Genomic DNA, 19,069 nt, shown 5'->3' on the forward strand with positions numbered 1-19,069 from the left:
CGAGGATGGGGATGGCAAAGCAGTGTTGGAGAGGATCGGAGGGAGGCTCTATATTGGTTCATTCCGTCGCCGATAGCAAGACTTTCGGTTCGATGATTGGGTGCGTCGACGCAATTTTTGAAGCTAGAAACCTTCCCCTTTCGCATGAGGAGAACTCCGCTTGCCCACCACGGATCCCGCCGCCCTCGTTGAAGCCCTGTTTGTCAGCGATTTTCGCAGGATTTATTCGACATTGACAAAGTTACTCGGCGATTGGGATTTGGCAGAAGAGGCAACCCACGAAGCGTTTGCCATCGCAGTAGAACAATGGCGGATTCATGGCATACCAGCCAATCCCGTATCGTGGCTCATTTCCACCGGTCGTTTCAAGGCGATTGACCTCCTGCGGGTGAAAGGGAGGCTGAGCAAGCATGCGGAACAAATTGCTCGTCGAATAGACACCGTTGAACAGTGGAATCAAGGAAGGGGGGAGCACGATATCGAAGACGATCGCCTCCGCCTCATTTTCGCTTGCTGCCACCCTTCGATCGATTTCCAAGTGCAAGTGTCGTTGACATTGCGAGAAGTGTGCGGCTTAACGACGGAAGAGATTGCAAGCGCCTTTCTCGTCCCAACTCCCACTATGGCGCAGCGAATTGTTCGTGGAAAAAAGAAGATCCAAGCGGCCAGGATTCCCATCGACATTCCTTCAGAAGAGGAGCTGCCTGACAGATTACATGCCGTGCTGTCGGTAGTTTATCTGGTTTACAACGAAGGATACTCCGCGAGCGGGGGCGACACAGCGGTTCGGAGTGAACTAACTCTGGAAGCGATTCGATTGTGCCGTTTGATTGTAGAGCTGCTTCCCGATCCTGAAGCGATGGGACTCCTCGCGCTCATGTTGTTGCAGGAATCCCGACGTGCAACCCGGGTCGATTCCGAAGGTGACATCGTGCTACTGGAGGAGCAAGACCGATCGCAATGGGACCAACGCTTGATCCAAGAAGGACTGGCTTGGATTCAGCTCGCCGCTCAGCAACGAAAGCTTGGCCCTTTTCAAGCTCACGCATGGATCGGTTCGTTTCATGCGACAGCCAAGCACGCCAGCGAGACGAAATGGTCGGAGATCATTCGTTGGTATGGTATCCTGCAAGCAATCTCTCCGTCGCCGGTGGTGGAACTGAACCGGGCAGTTGCTGTTGCGATGCGAGATGGTCCGGAAACCGGCTTGGCCATGATCGAAAAATTGATGAGCACAGGGGAGTTGAACGACTACCACTTGATCTATGCAGCGAGTGCGGATCTCTATCGGCGTCTGGGAGATTGGAACCAGGCTCGTGCTTGCTACGAGAAAGCCATCGCACTGTGCAACCAAACCGCCGAGAGGCGATTCTTGGATCGGAGACTACACGAGATCTCCGGTTTGCAAAAAGGTCGATGAAATCCTTGCGCGATTTGTCGAATCACCGCCGTGTGGTTCGACCAAGTTTGTCTGGAATCTAGTTTTCTTTCATTACGGGGGTACGCCATGAAGTACATGTTGTTGATTTATAGCGAGGAAGGCGGCTGGAACGACCAAGAACGAGAAGCCTGCATGTTGGAGTCGATGAAGATTTGCGACGAACTGGCTTCGCAAGGAAAATTTATTGACGCATCGCCTCTCGAATCGGTGGCGACCGCTACTTCGGTCCAAATTCGGCATGGCAAGCGGATCTTGATGGATGGGCCATTCGCAGAGACGAGGGAGCAGTTGGGTGGTTTCTACATCATCGATGTCGAGAATTTGGACGAGGCAATCGCCATTGCCTCTCGACTTCCGCCAGCGTCGAGGGGAACCGTCGAAGTCCGCCCGCTCTTCAATCTAGAGCACTTGCGAGGCGAGAATCAGCCCCCTGTCGTGCAACAACCCACACTGACACCTTATCTGTTTTTTGGTGGAAGATGCGAAGAGGCGATTGAGTACTATCGCACCCATCTGGACGGTGAGTTGCAGATGCTGATGCGATTTTCAGAGAGTCCCGATCCGGTACCGGAGGGGATGCTGCCACCAGGTTTTGAGACCAAGGTGATGCACGCTTCGATGACAATTGCCGGAAAACCATTGATGCTATCGGACGGGTGCGAAGAGCCCTCGCAGTTCCGTGGCTTTCGGCTTGCGCTCACCGTTGCGAACTCCGCCGTCGCGCATCGTTACTTCGTAGCACTGGCCGAGGGAGGTTCCATCGACATGCCTCTTACGAAAACCTTTTGGTCCCCGTGTTACGGAATGGTTACCGACCGATTCGGGGTGGAATGGATGGTCATGGTTGTAGAGGGTTAAGGGATCTTGACGTTGAAACTCACAACGCCTTTTTTAACGGTAGAAGCATCTCGTAAAAACTTCGTTAAACCGCAGTTCGGCATTTGGTTCAGGCATCCTGCGCCAACGCCCGACAACTCCAGTTAGCAAAAAGAATGGCTGCCCCTGCCAATGCGTCGATAGATTTAATCGTGGGGTTTTCGTTATGGCATCGCTCTCGAGCTTTTTCTCTGGTTCTCCTTCTACCCAGGCCAACATACCGCACGAAGCGTCGCGGTTGCGTGAGGAGTGCAATCGACTGCAAGCGACGATCGACGGCATCTCGAATTCGACGGCGATGATCGAGTTTTCTCCAGAAGGTATCATCCAGGAGGCGAATTCCAAGTTTCTACAAACGATGGGCTATACGTCCAGCGAGATCATCGGGCAGCATCATCGCATCTTTGTTGATAGCGACTTTGCGCGAAGCAATGACTATCGAACATTTTGGCATCGACTCTCATCCGGAGAGCATTTCGAAGGGCAATTCTGCAGGCAGGCAAAGGGAGGGCGTGAGGTTTGGATTCGAGCGACTTACAATCCCATCCGGAATCAGGATGGGATCATCGATCGCATCGTCAAGCTGGGCTGTGATATCACGGACCAGAAACTTCGCGAAGCCGAATTGGGTAGCCAAATCGAAGCAGCCAGTCGTTCTTTTGCCATTATCGAATTCGACTTGGACGGGACGATCCTGCGCGCCAACGACAACTTTCTGCAAGCGATGCAGTACAGTCTGTCGGAGATTCAAGGGAAGCACCACCGCATTTTTGTCGACCCAGCGGAGCATCACACGTCCGCTTATACCGAGTTCTGGCACGCCTTGCGACGCGGCGACTTCCAAGCAGGTGAATTCAAACGCTTCACAAAAACCGGGAAGCCAGTTTGGATTCAGGCTTCCTACAATCCCATGTTCGATAGCCGTGGCCGAGTGATGCGCGTCATAAAATATGCAGTGGACGTTACGTCCGCTGCGATGCGGCGCGTCAAAGCCAATGAGATCAGTGAAGTTATCTCGGACAATACCTCTCAATTCACTCAGACAATCAATGAGATCTCGCATGGCGTCAACCGTACAGCGACCTTATCGCAAGAAGCGAAGGGACTCACCGACAACACGAAAATAGTTGTCAATCGCCTTGACGATTCAAGCAGAATCATCGGGAAAGTCATTGAAGTGATCCAAGAGTTAGCGGATCAAACCAACCTGCTCGCGCTGAATGCGACGATTGAATCGGCCAGGGCTGGAGAAGCGGGGCGCGGATTTGCGGTGGTAGCGAGCGCCGTCAAAGAGCTCGCCAAGCAAACAGGTAACGCTACGAAGGATATAGCTTCTACAGTTGGAGAAATCCAACGAAACATTCAGGAAGTAGTCCATTCAACCGATGGTATCTCCAAGAGTATCTCGGAGGTCAGCGCGAGCATGTCGCAGATTGCAGCAGCGATCGAAGAGCAGTCGGTCACCATGCGATCGATCAGTCACACCGCGGACGAGTTGCGAGAGCTGAGTACGACCTAGTTGCCCCAAATATCGGAAGTGAACCGAACCACTATGAGCGCATTGGTTTCGAATCCCGCCTTGCGAGCCCTGCTGCGCGGTGTTTTGGTTTGGTCACCACTTTGGATTTTAACCACCTTCCTTTTCGCTGCGATGGGGGTTACCTATGCGTTCTTTCTCAAGTCGGATACGTATATCGCATCGCAGGCATTGCTGGTACGGGATGAAGCGAACGGCGCCGTCATGCGGCTTGGACGTTTTCAAAGCCAAGCGGAGATGAAGGCGGCGCAGGAAACCATTCTCGAAATGGCGAAGAGTCATCAAGTTGTCCGCGATGCTCTGCTAGTTGTCGGAAAGCCTCCCACGCTCGTGAACTGGTTCGGGATGTCCGACTTCGACGGAGAATACCCTAGCAATGACTTGGTCGAGGAAACCGCGAAGCAGGCGATCCTTATTCATGCTCCAAAAGGGGTCGAATTCGGAGCAACGGAAGTTATCTATTTGGACATCAAGGCTTCGACGACGGAGCATGCCCTCCAGCTAAACCGAGCTGTGTGCGATGCGTTGGAATCTCGATTACAGCAGCTTCGAAAGTTAAGAGCGGACAGTGTGATCGATGAACTCGCTTTCGCTCGCGATGCTGCACGTTCCGCCTTGATCCAATACACCCGAGATTTGAATGAGATTGAGCAGCGGGCGGGAGCGGATTTGGCCGACCTTCGCGGCATGACCGACTCCGTAGGCTCTGGCGCTACTTCCAAGGTGGAACTGGAGCAAATCAAAAACGAAATCCGGCAGATCGAAACCGCTCGGCAATCTCTTCTGTCCGATCGCGAAATGCTCGAGAAGGCAAGCCGAGATCCGTCTAGTTTCGTCGTGGCGCCTGCGAGTTTCCTCCATTCGCACCCTGGCCTAAAGCGATTGCGAGAGGGGCTTGTTGACGCTCAAATCGCGGATGCAAACATACGGGGGAAATTCACGGAGGAACATCCCGCCGTCATCGCATCCCGTTCGGCGCAAGATTCCATCATGGAGCGATTTCAAGAAGAGCTCCGAGCGTCTTTCTCCAGCATCGACTCCGATATCGCCTTGCACGACAGGCGTCTGGACCGACTTCAAGAGCAGAAGAAGAGTATCGAACATCGATTGCAGAACTTGGCAAAGGACCGAGCTCATTACGCGAATCTAATCTCCGAGGTCAAATCGCGAACCGCCATTGTTGAGTCCGCGGAACGAGAGCTTGCAGAAGCTCAAGCCGCCCGGGATTCCTCTCTTGCAACTAGTTTGCTTACGCGTTTGGACGCACCGATCGTAAGCGACAAACCCATTGGGCCGGGGAAGACAACCCTCTCTGGAATGTGCGCCATCGCAGGTCTCGTCTTTGGTCTTGGGATTGTATTCGCCATCACACCGATCGATTTCGGTCCCAACTACGGACGACGCGCTGTCGACCGAATCACCGGACGACGCGCGGTGGATAGCGAAGAGCCGAAGCAAGTAGCGACCGCCGCTGCCGATATGCCGCTGACACCGCCGATCGTCACCTCGGAGAAGATTGACGATGCGATTCGCGAATTAGCGAAGTTGAAAGGGACGTTGCCTGTAACACCTGAGGAGGAAGATGCGGTTCAAAGCAAAGTTCAAGAACTGAAGACGCTTCTTCAGTCTCAAGGGAACAGCGCGGACACGGAAATTCTCCAGCGCTATGGTTGGACCAAACCGCGGCCGACCAAACTCTAAGCGAATCCTGTCCGGGTTGTTGGTCGACCAAACACTTGGATCTAGTCGGAACTCGAATCCCGAACTAGCGTCTCAAAGCAGCAGGTTTCTCCTCAGCAATCTGGATGGTTGGAACATAGCCAAGAAAGCAGAGGAGATCACGAATTTCCGATGGTGTTAGGTTATCGAGCAGACCTGATGGCATGACCGAAACTTTGCTCGGTAAGATCTCTTCGATTTCCGACTCGTTTACGGTTACCTCTTTGTCCTGATTGACTCGCACCAAGTAACCGCTTGGCGTCTTCACGAGGATCCCAACGAGTACTTCTCCCGAAGTCGTGAGCACCTTCTTCGTCGCGTATTGATCGCTGATCACGTGGGATGGATACAGCGTCGATTCCAGAAACTCACTTTTGGTGAATCGCTTCGAGATACTGCTCAAATCGGGTCCAAAGCCCGTACCCTTGCCATTCATTTTATGGCAGGACGCGCACTGGGCCTTATTGAACACCAACGCTCCATTGTCGCTGACCCCCGCTTTGCCTTGGTCTCCGCTCAAGAATTGCTCAAGGAACTCCATGGACCAGCGAGGCCGCTCCGATTCTCCTGGCAAGGTCGCGGGTGGTTTATCCGGATAGTGGACCTCGTACCAACGCTGCCAATTGGCCATCGATGCCGATTGCTTTTCGGTAGAAGCGGCGATCGGTTCGCCCGTCCAATACTGTAGGAGGTCCACGATAGGCTTGGTACTTTGACCAGCTTCAGCCAGTCGACAACCTTGCAAGATCACTTGCCGAATCGCGTCGGACTCATCCGTCGCAATGTCGATTTTCACCAGTGCCCCACAGACATCGGGAATGGCGAAGAGATCCAAAATCCCGATGCTACGCACCAAGTAATCCCAATTCTTTTCGTCTGGCTTTTGTGCCATGGCAAGTGCGATGGTCGCGCGTCGATCCGGGCTCTTTCTCCAGCGATCGCGAAGATGTTCCTGGGCTACCTCGCTCGATTGTCCCGAGAGTATCGCGGTGATGCCGGTCTTCAATCGCTTGAACACATCTTCCTCGAGTCCGCCTCGATCGATTTGAGTATCCAGCTTTACTAACTGATCGATCGTAGCCGCATCCAAATCCGAGGGCAATTTTAGGAGGGCAGCCAGAGCTGCGTTCGGGTACTGTTCGCCCAGACTAAGAATTCGAAGCGATTCTTCTTCCGTTAAGAAATCCGAAAGCGCGTGGGATGTCCTCATCACATAAAGCTGATAGGAGCCACCGCCGTCAATCTTTTGGGCAGATTCCAAAAACTGCAGCATGGCCATACGTTCTTTGGACGTCCACTCATGCTTCATCATCGGAAGATGCATCGCGATCAGAACTCTTTCCGGCATACTGGTATCCGTCTGCAGATACTTGATGGCCGGAGCGACTAGATCGCATTTCAAATAGGTTCCAAGTCGAATCAACTCGGCATTGATGGTTCCGTTCCCTGCAGGGAACTCGCGTTCGACAAACGCCGTCCACTTCGATAACGAACCCGCGTCCAAATCGGATCGATGCAATGCGATTTGCATGACGCGAAGCAGATCGACGAAGTCGGCGTCGCTCACAAAACCTTCGCTCGCTCGACTCATCGCATCGAAAACGGCATCCGCGTTTTCTTTCGTAGGCTGGTTAGCGATCAAAACGAGCGATGCATTGATGACCAGTCGATTCGAGGCGCTCGCGAGGAACTCATCCTTCCAATCGGAACTGGGAATGAGCGCGAGGACGCGACGCGCGAGAAAACGTTCGTCACGGCTTTCGCTTTGCAACATCTTCATCAATGCCGCGGGATCACAGATCACGCCAATCCGAAGAATGGATTCGCATGCGGCTTGTCGAACTGAACTCGACGGATCCGCAAGCAATTCGACGAGTCGCTCGGCGACCAAGCTGTCTGAATGAAGTCCCATCAATTGCACACATCGTGCGCGGAAGGGTTCGCTGGTAGAATTGCTGAGCTCGATCAGCATCTCCGGCGTCGGGACCGGCCCTAACATCTGCATCAAATCAAGGGCTTGTATGCGGTAACGAGCTGGATTGTCGCTGCTGTAGGCTACGCCCGCGACCAATTCTCCCCACTCGTCTCCAATTTCCTTTTTCGTCAATGCCGCCGCTTGACGGCCGAATGCAGAATGAAGTTGAGGGAGTCGAACGGCTTTGGTGATCCCTTCACCCAAATCGGCGACCTGGCGGGGTATTTCGCCATTCCATTGCACACAATAAATGCCCCCGTCGGTCCCTCGACCTCCGGTACAGAAGTAGAGCCAACCGTCCGGTCCGACTTCTAGGTCGGTTACGTTCATCGGAGTGCCCGATACGAACTCTTCCATCTTGGCTTTGCTAGGATCCTGTTCGACGTTGTACAGGAGAATTCGCCCTTCAGACCAGTCCGCTAAGAACAACGAACGGTGAAATCGACTTGGGTATTTAAAGTGATTGTAAAACGCCATTCCGGTCGGTGAACCTCTCCCGGACGAGGCAATGGCAGGCAATCGGTCTAAATAGTATTCGGGCCAGTTTGCCCACCCGCTTCGCCAACCGTACTCTCCCCCTTCGACAACGCGAAACAGACTGGTGTCCCGATGCCAGACCGCACCGATATCAGCTTCCATATCGGAGTCATGGACATAGAGTCCGCCATAGGGATGAAATGCCAAGTCGTAGGCATTTCGAAGCCCCCCAGCGATGATGGTGGTTTTCTTCGCCAGCAGGTCATATCGCAAAACCGTGCCACCGGGAGCCTTGACTCCTTCGGCATGCCCACCTGGATCTTCGAAGCGAGGTTGCACCAAATCCCCTTCATACGGCTTGGTATAGGTACTCTCTTCAGGCCAAGGTGCATCCAGTTGTGAATGATTTCCAACGACTAAATAAATCGAGCCATCCGGTCCGAACGTCATTTGATGTGGACCATGCTCCCCCGCAACACCCTTGAAGGCCATCAACAGTTCTGCTTTTTCAAGCTCGCCGTTTCGGTCGCTGTCGATTAGTCGGTACAAGCCAGAGCCTTCGGAGCCATCACCCGTGACATAAACGTCCCCGTTGAGAGCCAAGACACCTTGGATGTTCTTCACCAGCTCGCAGTAAACTCTCGATTTGTCGTAGGAACCATCTTTATTCGAGTCGTAAAGCAGCAAGAGAGGGCCACCCTCCTGCGATGCAATGATATGACCGAATTCATTGAAGGTCATCGCAACGATCGAACCTACCTCCTTGTTCCCGAAGATCTCTTTTACCGAGAAGCCAGGCTTGGTCGTGAATCGCTCGGGAGGGGGCGGTCCCTTCGAAGAATCGTAATCAGCCAATGAAGCCTTGATTGGGTTGGATTTGGAATCAACAGCCTTGGGTTCATCCGATGGAGCGAATGGCTGGGGTGCGGCTTTCGTCGAGGATTTCGAATCAACGGGCTCGGAATCGACTAACTGGTTTGCAGAATTCTCGGAATCGGTTTCGTCGTATCGCGAAAGTGCAAGCGGCCATTTCGAATCGTCGTAGCGAAGCAATTGCCATCCCTGCGATGCGGTATTGGTCGCTTTCCACTGGGAATCGCTGACGACAATTCGCCATTTCTGGTTGACAGGTTTGAAGAAGAAAGCGAACGATAGAGAGGGCTGTGATGGCACTCGGTGACTGGCCCGAATCGCGATGATGTTTTTTCCCGGTCGAGCTGTCGCCGTGACATCGATCTTCTCAAGCTGTCCCGGCGTCTTTGCCGACGCGATTCGAAGACCATTGAGGAAAATCTCGCACGACTGGGATGCTTCGAACTCAATGTGCGCGCGCTCGATGGCGGGGAGATCCAATTCCTTTCGAAAGTATGCATCCCCTCGCCCGTTCGAATTGGCAGCCCAAATCGGCTCTCTCTCCGTTTTTGCATTCGGCGATGGCGGGACATTGGACGGCGCAGCCGAGTTTGAAGCGGTCGGCGCGGAAGTGGGGCGTTTGAGCCCCGGTATTTGAAACTGAGCGAGGGCCGGTGAGACCGATGAAAACATCGCTATCAAGAGCGCCGCAGCTGGGATCGTTCGCAACGTCCCGTAACAGTTTGGTCGTGATTCTCTGAACATCTTGCTTCCATCCTTGGAATGTCTGCTCCTGTGGAGCGAAACGAAACGGTCCACAGGAAGTCGAACTGGCAGAATAGAGCAAGCCAATATTCCAGAACAATACGGAAATTGACGCTAGCAATAAAACTATCCGCAGAATTATTTGCTAGCAGAGCTCGTCAAGGGGATACAGAGAAGCTTCTCGTCGTTGCGAACGTAGATAGAGCCATTGGCGAACGCCGGTGCACACCAAACGACATCCCTTCCGAAGGCATTGTTCGTCGGTTCAATGATCTTGGTACGTGCTAACTCTTCGTAGCCTTTAGGGGAAATGTTCGCCAAGATCAGCTCTCCTGAGTCATTGAAGAGGACGAAGTTCTTTTCCGTTCGAACAAGAAAGGCCGTTCCACTTTGAACAGGTCGAGGGCTCACAGGCTTGCTCGTCTCCCAAAGCCTCTTTCCTGATTCGATTTCGAATGCGAGCAACTCCCCGGTTTCGTCGAATCCGTAGACGATGCCATCGATGACCATCGGTTGCACATTGACGGGAGAAATCGCTTTCTTCGCCACATCTTGCCAGACTTTGCTTGCAGTTGGCTTTTGCGAGTCGAGCTTCAGCAAAAGGTTTTTGCGAGAATAGCCACCGATGAACAAATATGGACCGGAGGTGACCGGAGTCATAATGATGGAGCCATTGCTGGCCTCATAGGGGAAACTCCAATATTCCTTTCCCGTTGCGGGGTCCACGGCAGTGATCGCCGACGCGCTGGGGACAATCAATTGTTTCGCTCCACCTGCTTCGATGATCGAGGGAGGAACATATCCCTGTTCTTTACCTGTGACCGATCGCCAAACTTCTTCGCCGGTCTTTTTGTTCAAGCAAACCACATGAGAGCCTTCTCCCCCGGCCAAGGTGTACAGGAGATCGCCCACTACCAGAGGGTGAGCAGCGTATCCCCACAGGGGGGAATCGGTGTTGTACGCCTTCTTGAGATTCTTGTTCCAGACCACTTGGCCGGTCGCGGTATCGAAACAATAGAGGTCCCCTTCGGCCCCCAACGTATATACATGTTCTCCATCGACGACAGGTGTGCATCGAGGTCCAGCTGGATAGGAGATTGTATAGGTGACCGGATACTCTTGCTTCCAACTCACCTTGCCCGTCGCGTTGTCGAGACAGAGGACTCGTTCCGTACCCGCAAAGGATCTCCGTCCAAAATTGTCCACCTTCACATTCGAATCGGAAACAAAATCGGTCACGTACACTTTGGAGCCGACGACGGCAGGACCAGCATAGCCCCCTGCAACCGATGCTTGCCAACGCGGCGGAAGGCCGGCGGCAGGGAACGATGTTGGTGGGTTGGAGACGGCCCAAACGTTATCTCGATTGGGGCCCATCCAATGGGGCCAATCCTCCGCGTGCACTTGGAAGCCCGAAGAAGCGAAAAGTCCCGCAATCAATCCAAAGATTCGTTTCATGGTTTTGAAATCAAGAAGGTAGGTTTCGACATTGCAGACGAAACGTTCACGCCCGCGCATCGCTTCCACATTGAGACGATCCGCTGCACAAAGCAGTATAGCTGATTCCTAGCGAGAATCTTCCCATGGGGTTGGCAGATCATGCGATGCGTTTCGATACTCCTTGGGAGTAGTTCCAACGTACTTCCTGAAAACGCTACTAAAATATTGGCTGGTGGAGAAGCCGCAGTGGATTGCAATCTCCGTAATCGATTTCTCCGTCGAACGGAGCAACTGCTGGGATGACTCGATTCGCAAGCGTTGCCAGTAATCGTTTGGAGTCATCCCCGTCTCTTCCTTGAACACGGCGAATAGTCTAGCGCGACTGCAGCCGGCTCGGAATGCTACATCTTCAATCGATCGGGATTCGAATAGGTGGCTTCGCATGTATTCAATCGCTACCTCGACAAGTTGCTTCGAGCCGCTCGCTTGGGGCGACTTGAGTTGTTTCGCCACCTCAATCAACAACTGGCATACTCGAATGCGAAGCAACGGTAATGCGTGTTGGTTATTCTCTCTCACATTTTGAAAATCATCCGATAGGCCGCGAACGATGTTGCGCATGATCATCCCCATCTTGCGTGTTTCAATGGAACTTGAATGAATCGTTCGACTGATTTCTCGAAACTCCTTCGCATCAAACGGAGTCAACCTCGACGCATTCCTCGCTTGTGTATCCAACATGACTCCGGTAAGCCGAACCGGACTTCGAACATCATTCACTCCCCGATGATCAATCCAGGGTGGGATAACGAGGAATTGCCCACCCGATAGAACCGCATGGTCTCCGTTCCGAAATTCGTATGTCGTGGAGCCATCTGCCAGCAAGAGTATCTCGTAGCAATCATGTTGATGCCAAGAGATTCGAGAAGCACTTTGCGAATGGATCGAAGCAAGCCGCCTCACTGCGGTTAGTCCGAGCTCAGAACCCAATATCTGGTTTTCAAGTGGGGACCGCGACTTTGGTGGATATTTCATGAAAAGATCATCGCTCCACACAAGCGTTTGTTCGAAATTGTCTACCGTATGTTTTTGAACGACTTAGACGTACGGTTGAATCATAAACGATAAACCGGGCCTAGCGGGACTCGCTCTCACCCAGGCTTCTTGTCATTCGTTCTTCAATCTCTATTGGATTTGGGAGGTTGGTCATGGTACGGCGAAGGGTATCGGGCTTCACGCTTGTAGAACTGTTGGTTGTCATTGCGATCATCGGGATCTTAGTCGGGCTACTACTGCCTGCTGTTCAAGCTGCCAGAGAGGCAGCCAGACGCATGCAGTGCTCGAACAATCTCAAGCAACTGGCATTGGCAAATCACAACTTTCATGACGCATTTCGAAAATTCCCATTCGGGATGCTTCGAGCTGATGGTACAGGTTGGGGGCACCCGGAGTGGGGAACTCCCAATCAGAACAGACGATATGCACTCATGCTTCAACTCTGCCCCTACATCGAGCAAAACGCTTTCTATAACAACTGGGATCAACTCGTTTTCAACAACAACCGACTTTCGCTAGCGATGTACGGTGGAGACGGAACTACGGTTGACCCAACAAATGGAACGAGCACAGTAGGGCAGCGACTGTCGGGGACTCTTCGGTGCCCGTCCAACCCAGGAAGCGAATGGAACGAAAGTCATTCACCGACCGGAAACGGTGTTTATGCCCGCGCCGACTATTACGCTTGCGCGGGGCAACGAGGCTATCCCGGATTCAATGCAACTCGTCCCAGTCTTTGGAATCCCTTTGGACCTGGCAACGATGTCCCCCGTCCGGCCGGTAGCAAAAGTTCCATGATGACCGCCAGATCCAATGGATTGTTTACGCGTAATATTCAGTATGGTATCAAGGACGCCACCGATGGCTCCAGCAACACGATTCTAATGGGAGAGCGAGCGAACTTTGATCCCGTCTTTGATCGATGTGGTCCCGAAACTGGAACTACGACGACCAAAATTGGAAACTGGCACTGGGTATGGTTCGGAGCAGAAGGAAATGCATTCCTCGGAACGGGCGTGCCGATCAATTTCCGAATCCGAAACTGTACGGAATTCCTCGACGCGCTCCGTTATGATGATCGAATCAATGCTTTTGGAAGCATGCACACGGGGGGTGCCCAATTTGCCGTTGCCGACGGTTCGGTTCGATTTGTTTCGCAGTCGATCGATCAGATCACCTTCAATGCGCTCGGCAGTCGTGCCGGAGGCGAAGTCGCTTCCATGCCAGACTGATCCTTCGAACTTTTCCTAAATGAATGGCGAGAACTCCAACCGAAAATCGGGGTGATACAGTGCGAAACAGGTCGATTTCAATGTTGCTGTGGGTCTGCTTGATAGGGATGGTAGGATGCGGCGAGTCTCTGTCGACCGCAGAAGTTACCGGAACAATCACATTGGACGGTAAGCCTCTCGAACTGGTCCATGTCGAGTTTTGGCCGGTCGAAGGGCCTCGCTCGATCGGCAAAACAGATGGGGCGGGTAGTTTCACGCTCGAACTCGATGATCGTTCGAAAAAAGGGGCCGCTCTGGGGCAGCACAAAGTCATGCTCCGAGATACGTGGCCGATGAAAGACGATTATCTGGGTGAGAGTGGAGACTGGGTCGACAAATCAGATGGGAAAAAGCCTCGTATTCACTCTCGTTACTACGATGTCTCGACCACCCCTCTTTCCTTCGAAGTGAAAGCAGGACAAGCGAACCACATGGATATCAAGGCAGAGCCTCGCAAGTGACAAACCATGTGGACGAAGGAGTCAAACCGGCGAGGTTGGTTTCGCTCGATCAATTCCGAGGGTACACCGTCCTCGGAATGCTTTTGGTTAATTACTTCGGCGGCTATCAAGCGTGCCCCCAAGTCCTAAAACATACGAACGATTATTGCAGTTACGCCGATACGATCATGCCGCACTTTCTTTTTGCGGTCGGCTTCTCGCTCCGCTTGACGTTCGGCCGGCGGATGGAACAAAAAGGAGAGTGGTCTGCCTATGGGAGAATCGCCAGGCGTCTGATGGGATTGCTCTTGGTTTCGCTCGTTGTGTACACCGTGGGAGCCCGAGCTCCCAATTGGGAGAAGCTAACCGAAATCGGCGTTTGGGGAGCGCTCGCAGAACCTCTAAAACGACAATGGTTCCAAACGCTAACGCATATCGCCGTCACATCCCTTTGGATTGTACCGGTCATCCATACCAGCCATTCCATCCGCATCGCTTGGGCGATCGGCTCAGGACTATTGCATGTCCTGCTTTCTTACTGGTTCAATTTTCTCTGGTGCAATACCGCACCGAATGCAATCGATGGTGGGCCGCTCGGTTTCTTAACTTGGACCATTCCCGCGATAGCAGGTTCCATCGTTTGCGACTGGTTCGTCCCTAGCTTGAAATCCCAATCGCCTCCGACTCCGATCCGCCGAGGACTTCTTTGGGGATGCATGCTCATGTTCATGGGGTACCTCTTCTCGTGTGGCACACGATTGTATGACGTCGAAGTCCTTGGTCCGGAGAATGTGATATCCGAAAAGTTGGCGAGCCATCCTGTTCTTCCGACGGCGGATCAACTCTCCAACAAAATGAAAGCGAGCAGCTGGGCTGGATGGCTGTCGGAGCCTCCGTTTGTAAAGCCCCCCGATGGGATGCATCGCAAGTGGAATTATTGGATGATGAGTCAGCGCGCCGGAACTCTCTCCTACCTAACCTTTGCTGCTGGTTTTTCTATCGTGGTTTTCGTCGGCTTTTATGTGGTTTGCGATCGCTATCACTTCAGCGCAGGTTTGTTTCGCACCTTTGGTGTCAATGCCCTGATGGCGTACATCCTCCATGACATGGTAAGCAACGCCGTGCAACCCTTCTTCCCTAAAGACTCGCCCGTTTGGTATGCCCTCCTGGGATTAGCACTCTTCTATGGGATTACGTGGCTATTCCTTCGCGCGTTGGAGAAGCAAGGAGTCTTCATTCGAGTATGAAGTTGCTTGCTAAAGCCGTCCAGTTGCATGGTCCGAGGCGATGTTTTTTGAAGGCACCGCCATGGGGAACGTAAAGAACAAGATCGCTTGGTAAAAAAATCCTATCGCTCGGCCGGCGAGCATGCACAAGGCGGCGCCATACAGCCCCCACCCCCCGATGGCAGGCGCGACGAAGCCAAGGGTGATGATTGCGGTAATCGCATTGGACTGAAAGAGCCAACGGGGTTTTTCGATCGCCCAAACGCCTTGATCATTGATCATATGAGCGACCGATAGTGTCATATTGGCGCCGAGAATCGCCATGAACCACCCCATGCCTTGATAATCCAGGTCATTATAGAGTTGGACGAGGATCCAATCGGAGAGCCATGCGACGACGGCACACACCAGCGCAACAGGCAAACTGATGCCGAGCATAAATCGCGCGATCAATTGACGAGCGGCCCCAACGCCTTGTTCGGTAAACATCTTCGCTGCGAGCGGCATGACGAAACTACAGGCCCCTAGGGCGATGGGGTTGATGACAAAGAGGACGTAATTGCACGCAGCAAATTTCCCGGCGGCTTCCGTCCCGAGCATTACCCCAAGAACCCATAACGTTCCCTGCAAGTGAATCAACCCAATGATTTGCGCCAGCAACGGCCACTTTGCTAGATCCCAATGCAACTTGACTTCCTTGGCAAGTCCTTCTTTCGAGACAGACCAATCACCGTAGGACAGCAGGATCCATGCGATGGCAGGTATTGCGGAACTGACCGCCATCGCAACGTAAACGGTTTGCGCATTCAGCCCATCCAATCGCAAAAGGCCTCCGATGAAGAGCAATTGCAAAAGTGACGCAATCGCATCGATCGCGAATGCGTAATGGACTCGCAACCTTGCGATTTCGATCCGCCTCGCGAATTCCCGGAGCAGCACAAAAGGAGTTGAGATCGCAAGCAGCCCGAGGACGTTCAGTAGATTCTCGTCGGCCCAGCGATTCGGGCCTTCCAACCACATCCCCTTCAATCCCCATAACCCCACCCCCCACAAAGCCCCCATCGCGGCGAAGGACAGCGCAGCGATGCCGAAGAACATCAGCAAAACACTTCCTTGATATTGCGATTTGCTCTGCCCAAGACGCTTATGAATAAAGAGCGAAAAAGGACTGCTCAGCAAGGCTTCTTGAAAACAGGTTGCGACCAGCAAGAATCCAAAAGCGATAGAGAAAAGGCCCAATTCCCCTTTGCCGGCAACCCGTGCCAAAAGGACGGTTGTGACGAATCTTGTGCCGCTGATACTGAGTTGATCGAAAAGCGAAAGAATCACGATAACCGTTGTTCGCCCGAACAGGGGGGATCGCAATGGAATATTGGGTTGGTCAATTGTGGTCATTTGGATCCCGGCGAACTAAACTGGAACGCCTAGTTTGCTTGAACCGTGCCATGATGGGAATAGCGTTCCGTCCCTTTCCGGCGATCAATCCTCCTCTCTCACACTCTCCAAGCGAGGCGGATTGCGGAGGATTTCCAGAGCGCAGGCACGCATCGCATTTCAACGAAGGATGGATATGTTTGGGGATGTTTTCCGTGGAAAAAATGTGTTCATCACAGGCCATACAGGGTTCAAAGGTAGCTGGCTATGCCTTTGGCTGCACCACTTAGGAGCCAACGTCTTTGGCTATTCGCTCGCGCCGCCGACATCCCCCAATCACTTTTCCCAAAGCTCCATCGAAACACTCCTCGCGGACCACCAGATCGCGGACGTGCGCGACACCGACCGTTTGAGTCAATCGATCCAATCGATCCAACCCGACCTCATCGTCCATTTGGCAGCCCAGACGGTGGTCAAAACCGGGTATAGCGAGCCGTTAGAAACCTTCTCCACCAACGTGATGGGAACGGTGAGCCTGCTTGAAGCCATCCGCACGATCGGGAGGCCTTGCTCGGCCGTTTTGGTCACCAGCGACAAGTGCTACGAGAACCGGGAGCAAATCTGGGGATATCGCGAATGCGATCCGATGGGGGAGCGAGATCCCTATGGGGGTAGCAAAGGTGCCGCGGAACTAGCCATCCGATCTTACCGCGATTCCTTTTTCCCGCCGTCGCAATTGGATCGACATGGTATTCGAATTGCATCGGCTCGAGCCGGCAATGTGATCGGAGGTGGTGACTGGACCGACCACGCGTTGATTGTGGACATGGTCAAATCGCTTGCAGAGAAGAAACCGATCCCGATTCGCAGTCCCTCGGCGTTTCGGCCTTGGCAACACGTTCTACAGGCGCTGCACGGATACCTTACCCTGGCAACGCGATTGCTGAGCCGACCTGAACCATTGTTTTGTTCAGGTTGGAACATCGGCCCGCTGCCGGGAAGCGAAATTCCGGTGCACCAAGTGGTTTCGAAGTTCTTAGCGGAATGGGGAAGTGGCGAGTGGCAGGATCGATCCGATCCCACACAACATCGCGAAGCGGAAATCCTTCGACTGTCGATTGACAAGGCTCTCTGGGAGTTGGATTGGAAACCGGCGTGGGATATCGACAAGACCATTCGCATGACGGCTGCTTGGTACAAGCATTGGCTAGACAAACCGCACTCGACGCGCAGTATATCCCTCGAACAAATCAATGAGTTCGAGCGCGATGTTGCATTGCAAGGAATCGGCTGAGGGAGCCAAACGATGGACTTTTCGAAATCCGATGCTTGGAGACGTCGAGCGCATAGCGTGATCCCCGGAGGCTGCCACACCTATGCGAAGGGTGACGATCAATATCCGCTACGATCTCCAGGTTTTATCTCGCACGGGTTGGCGGGCCATGTATGGGACATCGACGGAAATGAGTACATCGAATTCGGGCAGGGAAACCGCGCCGTCGGATTGGGACATGCATTTCCTCGAGTGGTCGAGGCGGTAACCAAAGAATTGGCAAAGGGCTCGAACTTCACCCGTCCCTCGACCATCGAGCTTCAAGCAGCCGAAGAGTTGCTGGAGCTCATACCCGGCGCGGACATGGTCAAGTTTTGCAAGGACGGTTCCGATGCCACGACAGCGGCCATCAAACTGGCTCGGGCCGCCACGGGACGCACGAAGATTGCATACTGCGAAGACCAACCCTTCTTTGCCACCAACGATTGGTTTATCGGAACGACCCCGCTCGATTCGGGTATTCCCGATGCGATCAAAGAGTTTTCCAAACCGTTCCGTTACAACGATCTAGGGAGCTTGGAACAACTCTTTCGAGAGCATCCTAACGAAATTGCGTCCGTGATTCTCGAACCTGCGAAGTACGAGGATCCTGCCCCGGGCTATTTCCAGGGCGTTCAAAAACTTTGCAGGCAGTACGGTGCCCTGTTTATCCTGGACGAAATGATCACCGGTTTCCGATGGCACAACGGCGGCGGACAAGCCTACTACGGCATCGAACCAGATCTTTCATGCTGGGGCAAAGCCTTGGCGAATGGTTTCTCCGTTTCTGCCTTGGTGGGAAAAAGAGAGTGGATGGAGCTCGGAGGGCTGCATCATGCCAAGGAACGTGTCTTTCTTTTGTCTACGACCCACGGTGGAGAGACACACGCGCTCGCTGCGGCCATGGCGACCATGCAGACCTACAAATCGGAACCGGTCATCGAAACTTTGTACCGGCTGGGAAACCGACTCCTGGTGGAAGGCCAGCAGATAATCTCGGCTCACGGTCTTTCTGAGTTCATTCAAATCGAGGGAAAACCCTGCTGCCTCGTATTCACCACGTTGGATGCAACGAAGCAACGATCGCAAGCGATGCGTTCATTGCTATTGCAAGAAACCATACGCAGGGGGATTCTGATGACATCCTTGATCGTAAGCTATACACACACCGACGAGGACATCGACAAGACGCTCGCCGCCATCGATCAGTCGCTTCCGATTTACAAGCGAGGTTTAGATTGCGGAACCGAGAACTTGCTCATCGGTCCTCCCTCAAAAGTGGTTTATCGCAAATTCAATTGATCCGAA

General features: G+C 53.2%; 13 protein-coding genes. 9 read left to right on the forward strand and 4 right to left on the reverse strand.

Translation table 11 applies throughout. The features are described 5' to 3' along the window. Nucleotides 1-160 precede the first annotated feature (160 nt). The 4 genes from SH467x_RS01225 (at nucleotide 161) to SH467x_RS01240 (ending at nucleotide 5,555) form a co-directional block, all read left to right on the forward strand. On the forward strand, nucleotides 161-1,420 hold the full coding sequence (locus SH467x_RS01225; RefSeq protein WP_482369495.1) for an RNA polymerase sigma factor: 1,260 nt from the start codon (nucleotides 161-163) through the stop codon (nucleotides 1,418-1,420). 87 nt (nucleotides 1,421-1,507) lie between these two features. After that, entirely contained in the window at nucleotides 1,508-2,299 is a 792-nt protein-coding gene (locus tag SH467x_RS01230) for a YciI family protein (protein WP_482369496.1), read from the forward strand. A gap of 184 nt (nucleotides 2,300-2,483) precedes the next feature. After that, the gene (locus SH467x_RS01235) at nucleotides 2,484-3,836 is read left to right on the forward strand and encodes a methyl-accepting chemotaxis protein (RefSeq protein WP_482369497.1); all 1,353 of its coding nucleotides are present in this window, start codon (nucleotides 2,484-2,486) and stop codon (nucleotides 3,834-3,836) included. Between the two features lie 33 nt (nucleotides 3,837-3,869). Then, complete coding sequence (locus SH467x_RS01240) at nucleotides 3,870-5,555, forward strand: GumC domain-containing protein (RefSeq protein WP_482369498.1); 1,686 nt, start codon at nucleotides 3,870-3,872, stop codon at nucleotides 5,553-5,555. 64 nt (nucleotides 5,556-5,619) lie between these two features. Here SH467x_RS01240 and SH467x_RS01245 read toward each other — a convergent pair whose 3' ends face one another. The 3 genes from SH467x_RS01245 to SH467x_RS01255 all read right to left on the reverse strand — a co-directional run bounded on the left by SH467x_RS01245 (nucleotide 5,620) and on the right by SH467x_RS01255 (nucleotide 12,117). Then, entirely contained in the window at nucleotides 5,620-9,642 is a 4,023-nt protein-coding gene (locus SH467x_RS01245; protein ID WP_482369499.1) for a PQQ-dependent sugar dehydrogenase, read from the reverse strand. Nucleotides 9,643-9,780: 138 nt separating this feature from the next. After that, the gene (locus SH467x_RS01250; RefSeq protein ID WP_482369500.1) at nucleotides 9,781-11,100 is read right to left on the reverse strand and encodes a PQQ-binding-like beta-propeller repeat protein; all 1,320 of its coding nucleotides are present in this window, start codon (nucleotides 11,098-11,100) and stop codon (nucleotides 9,781-9,783) included. A 108-nt stretch (nucleotides 11,101-11,208) separates the two neighbouring features. Then, nucleotides 11,209-12,117 carry a cupin domain-containing protein gene (locus SH467x_RS01255; protein WP_482369501.1) on the reverse strand — a complete coding sequence of 303 codons (909 nt, stop codon included), beginning with the start codon at nucleotides 12,115-12,117 and terminating at the stop codon, nucleotides 11,209-11,211. A 173-nt stretch (nucleotides 12,118-12,290) separates the two neighbouring features. On the opposite strand from SH467x_RS01255, the gene SH467x_RS01260 reads away from it, so the two are divergent. From SH467x_RS01260 to SH467x_RS01270, 3 genes are all read left to right on the forward strand, one after another. Then, the gene (locus SH467x_RS01260) at nucleotides 12,291-13,370 is read left to right on the forward strand and encodes a DUF1559 family PulG-like putative transporter (RefSeq protein ID WP_482369502.1); all 1,080 of its coding nucleotides are present in this window, start codon (nucleotides 12,291-12,293) and stop codon (nucleotides 13,368-13,370) included. Nucleotides 13,371-13,450: 80 nt separating this feature from the next. After that, on the forward strand, nucleotides 13,451-13,870 hold the full coding sequence (locus SH467x_RS01265) for a hypothetical protein (RefSeq protein WP_482369503.1): 420 nt from the start codon (nucleotides 13,451-13,453) through the stop codon (nucleotides 13,868-13,870). Next, entirely contained in the window at nucleotides 13,867-15,096 is a 1,230-nt protein-coding gene (locus tag SH467x_RS01270; RefSeq protein WP_482369504.1) for a heparan-alpha-glucosaminide N-acetyltransferase domain-containing protein, read from the forward strand. Before SH467x_RS01265 ends, SH467x_RS01270 begins: the two co-directional genes overlap by 4 nt. A gap of 9 nt (nucleotides 15,097-15,105) precedes the next feature. Here the strand turns inward: SH467x_RS01270 and SH467x_RS01275 are convergent, their stop codons facing one another. After that, nucleotides 15,106-16,470: a lipopolysaccharide biosynthesis protein gene (locus SH467x_RS01275; protein ID WP_482369505.1), complete on the reverse strand. Its 1,365-nt coding sequence runs from the start codon at nucleotides 16,468-16,470 to the stop codon at nucleotides 15,106-15,108. A gap of 169 nt (nucleotides 16,471-16,639) precedes the next feature. Between SH467x_RS01275 and rfbG the strand changes: the two genes are divergently transcribed. Beyond that, nucleotides 16,640-17,743, forward strand: a complete 1,104-nt coding sequence (gene rfbG / locus SH467x_RS01280) for a CDP-glucose 4,6-dehydratase (protein WP_482369506.1) — start codon at nucleotides 16,640-16,642, stop codon at nucleotides 17,741-17,743. A 12-nt stretch (nucleotides 17,744-17,755) separates the two neighbouring features. Then, the gene (locus SH467x_RS01285; protein ID WP_482369507.1) at nucleotides 17,756-19,063 is read left to right on the forward strand and encodes a glutamate-1-semialdehyde 2,1-aminomutase; all 1,308 of its coding nucleotides are present in this window, start codon (nucleotides 17,756-17,758) and stop codon (nucleotides 19,061-19,063) included. Nucleotides 19,064-19,069 lie beyond the last annotated feature (6 nt).

This window comes from Brakhagea slesvicensis (assembly GCF_052161625.1).
GTDB lineage: Bacteria > Planctomycetota > Planctomycetia > Pirellulales > Pirellulaceae > JBKCUI01.

Excerpts from the sequence above, each read along its gene's own strand:
- SH467x_RS01230 (WP_482369496.1), top strand. The coding sequence starts at position 1,508 with ATGAAGTACATGTTGTTGATTTATAGCGAGGAAGGCGGCTGGAACGAC.
- SH467x_RS01235 (WP_482369497.1), top strand. The coding sequence starts at position 2,484 with ATGGCATCGCTCTCGAGCTTTTTCTCTGGTTCTCCTTCTACCCAGGCC.
- SH467x_RS01240 (WP_482369498.1), top strand. The coding sequence starts at position 3,870 with ATGAGCGCATTGGTTTCGAATCCCGCCTTGCGAGCCCTGCTGCGCGGT.
- SH467x_RS01245 (WP_482369499.1), bottom strand. The coding sequence starts at position 9,642 with ATGTTCAGAGAATCACGACCAAACTGTTACGGGACGTTGCGAACGATC.
- SH467x_RS01250 (WP_482369500.1), bottom strand. The coding sequence starts at position 11,100 with ATGAAACGAATCTTTGGATTGATTGCGGGACTTTTCGCTTCTTCGGGC.
- SH467x_RS01255 (WP_482369501.1), bottom strand. The coding sequence starts at position 12,117 with ATGAAATATCCACCAAAGTCGCGGTCCCCACTTGAAAACCAGATATTG.
- SH467x_RS01260 (WP_482369502.1), top strand. The coding sequence starts at position 12,291 with ATGGTACGGCGAAGGGTATCGGGCTTCACGCTTGTAGAACTGTTGGTT.
- SH467x_RS01265 (WP_482369503.1), top strand. The coding sequence starts at position 13,451 with ATGTTGCTGTGGGTCTGCTTGATAGGGATGGTAGGATGCGGCGAGTCT.
- SH467x_RS01275 (WP_482369505.1), bottom strand. The coding sequence starts at position 16,470 with ATGACCACAATTGACCAACCCAATATTCCATTGCGATCCCCCCTGTTC.
- rfbG (WP_482369506.1), top strand. The coding sequence starts at position 16,640 with ATGGATATGTTTGGGGATGTTTTCCGTGGAAAAAATGTGTTCATCACA.
- SH467x_RS01285 (WP_482369507.1), top strand. The coding sequence starts at position 17,756 with ATGGACTTTTCGAAATCCGATGCTTGGAGACGTCGAGCGCATAGCGTG.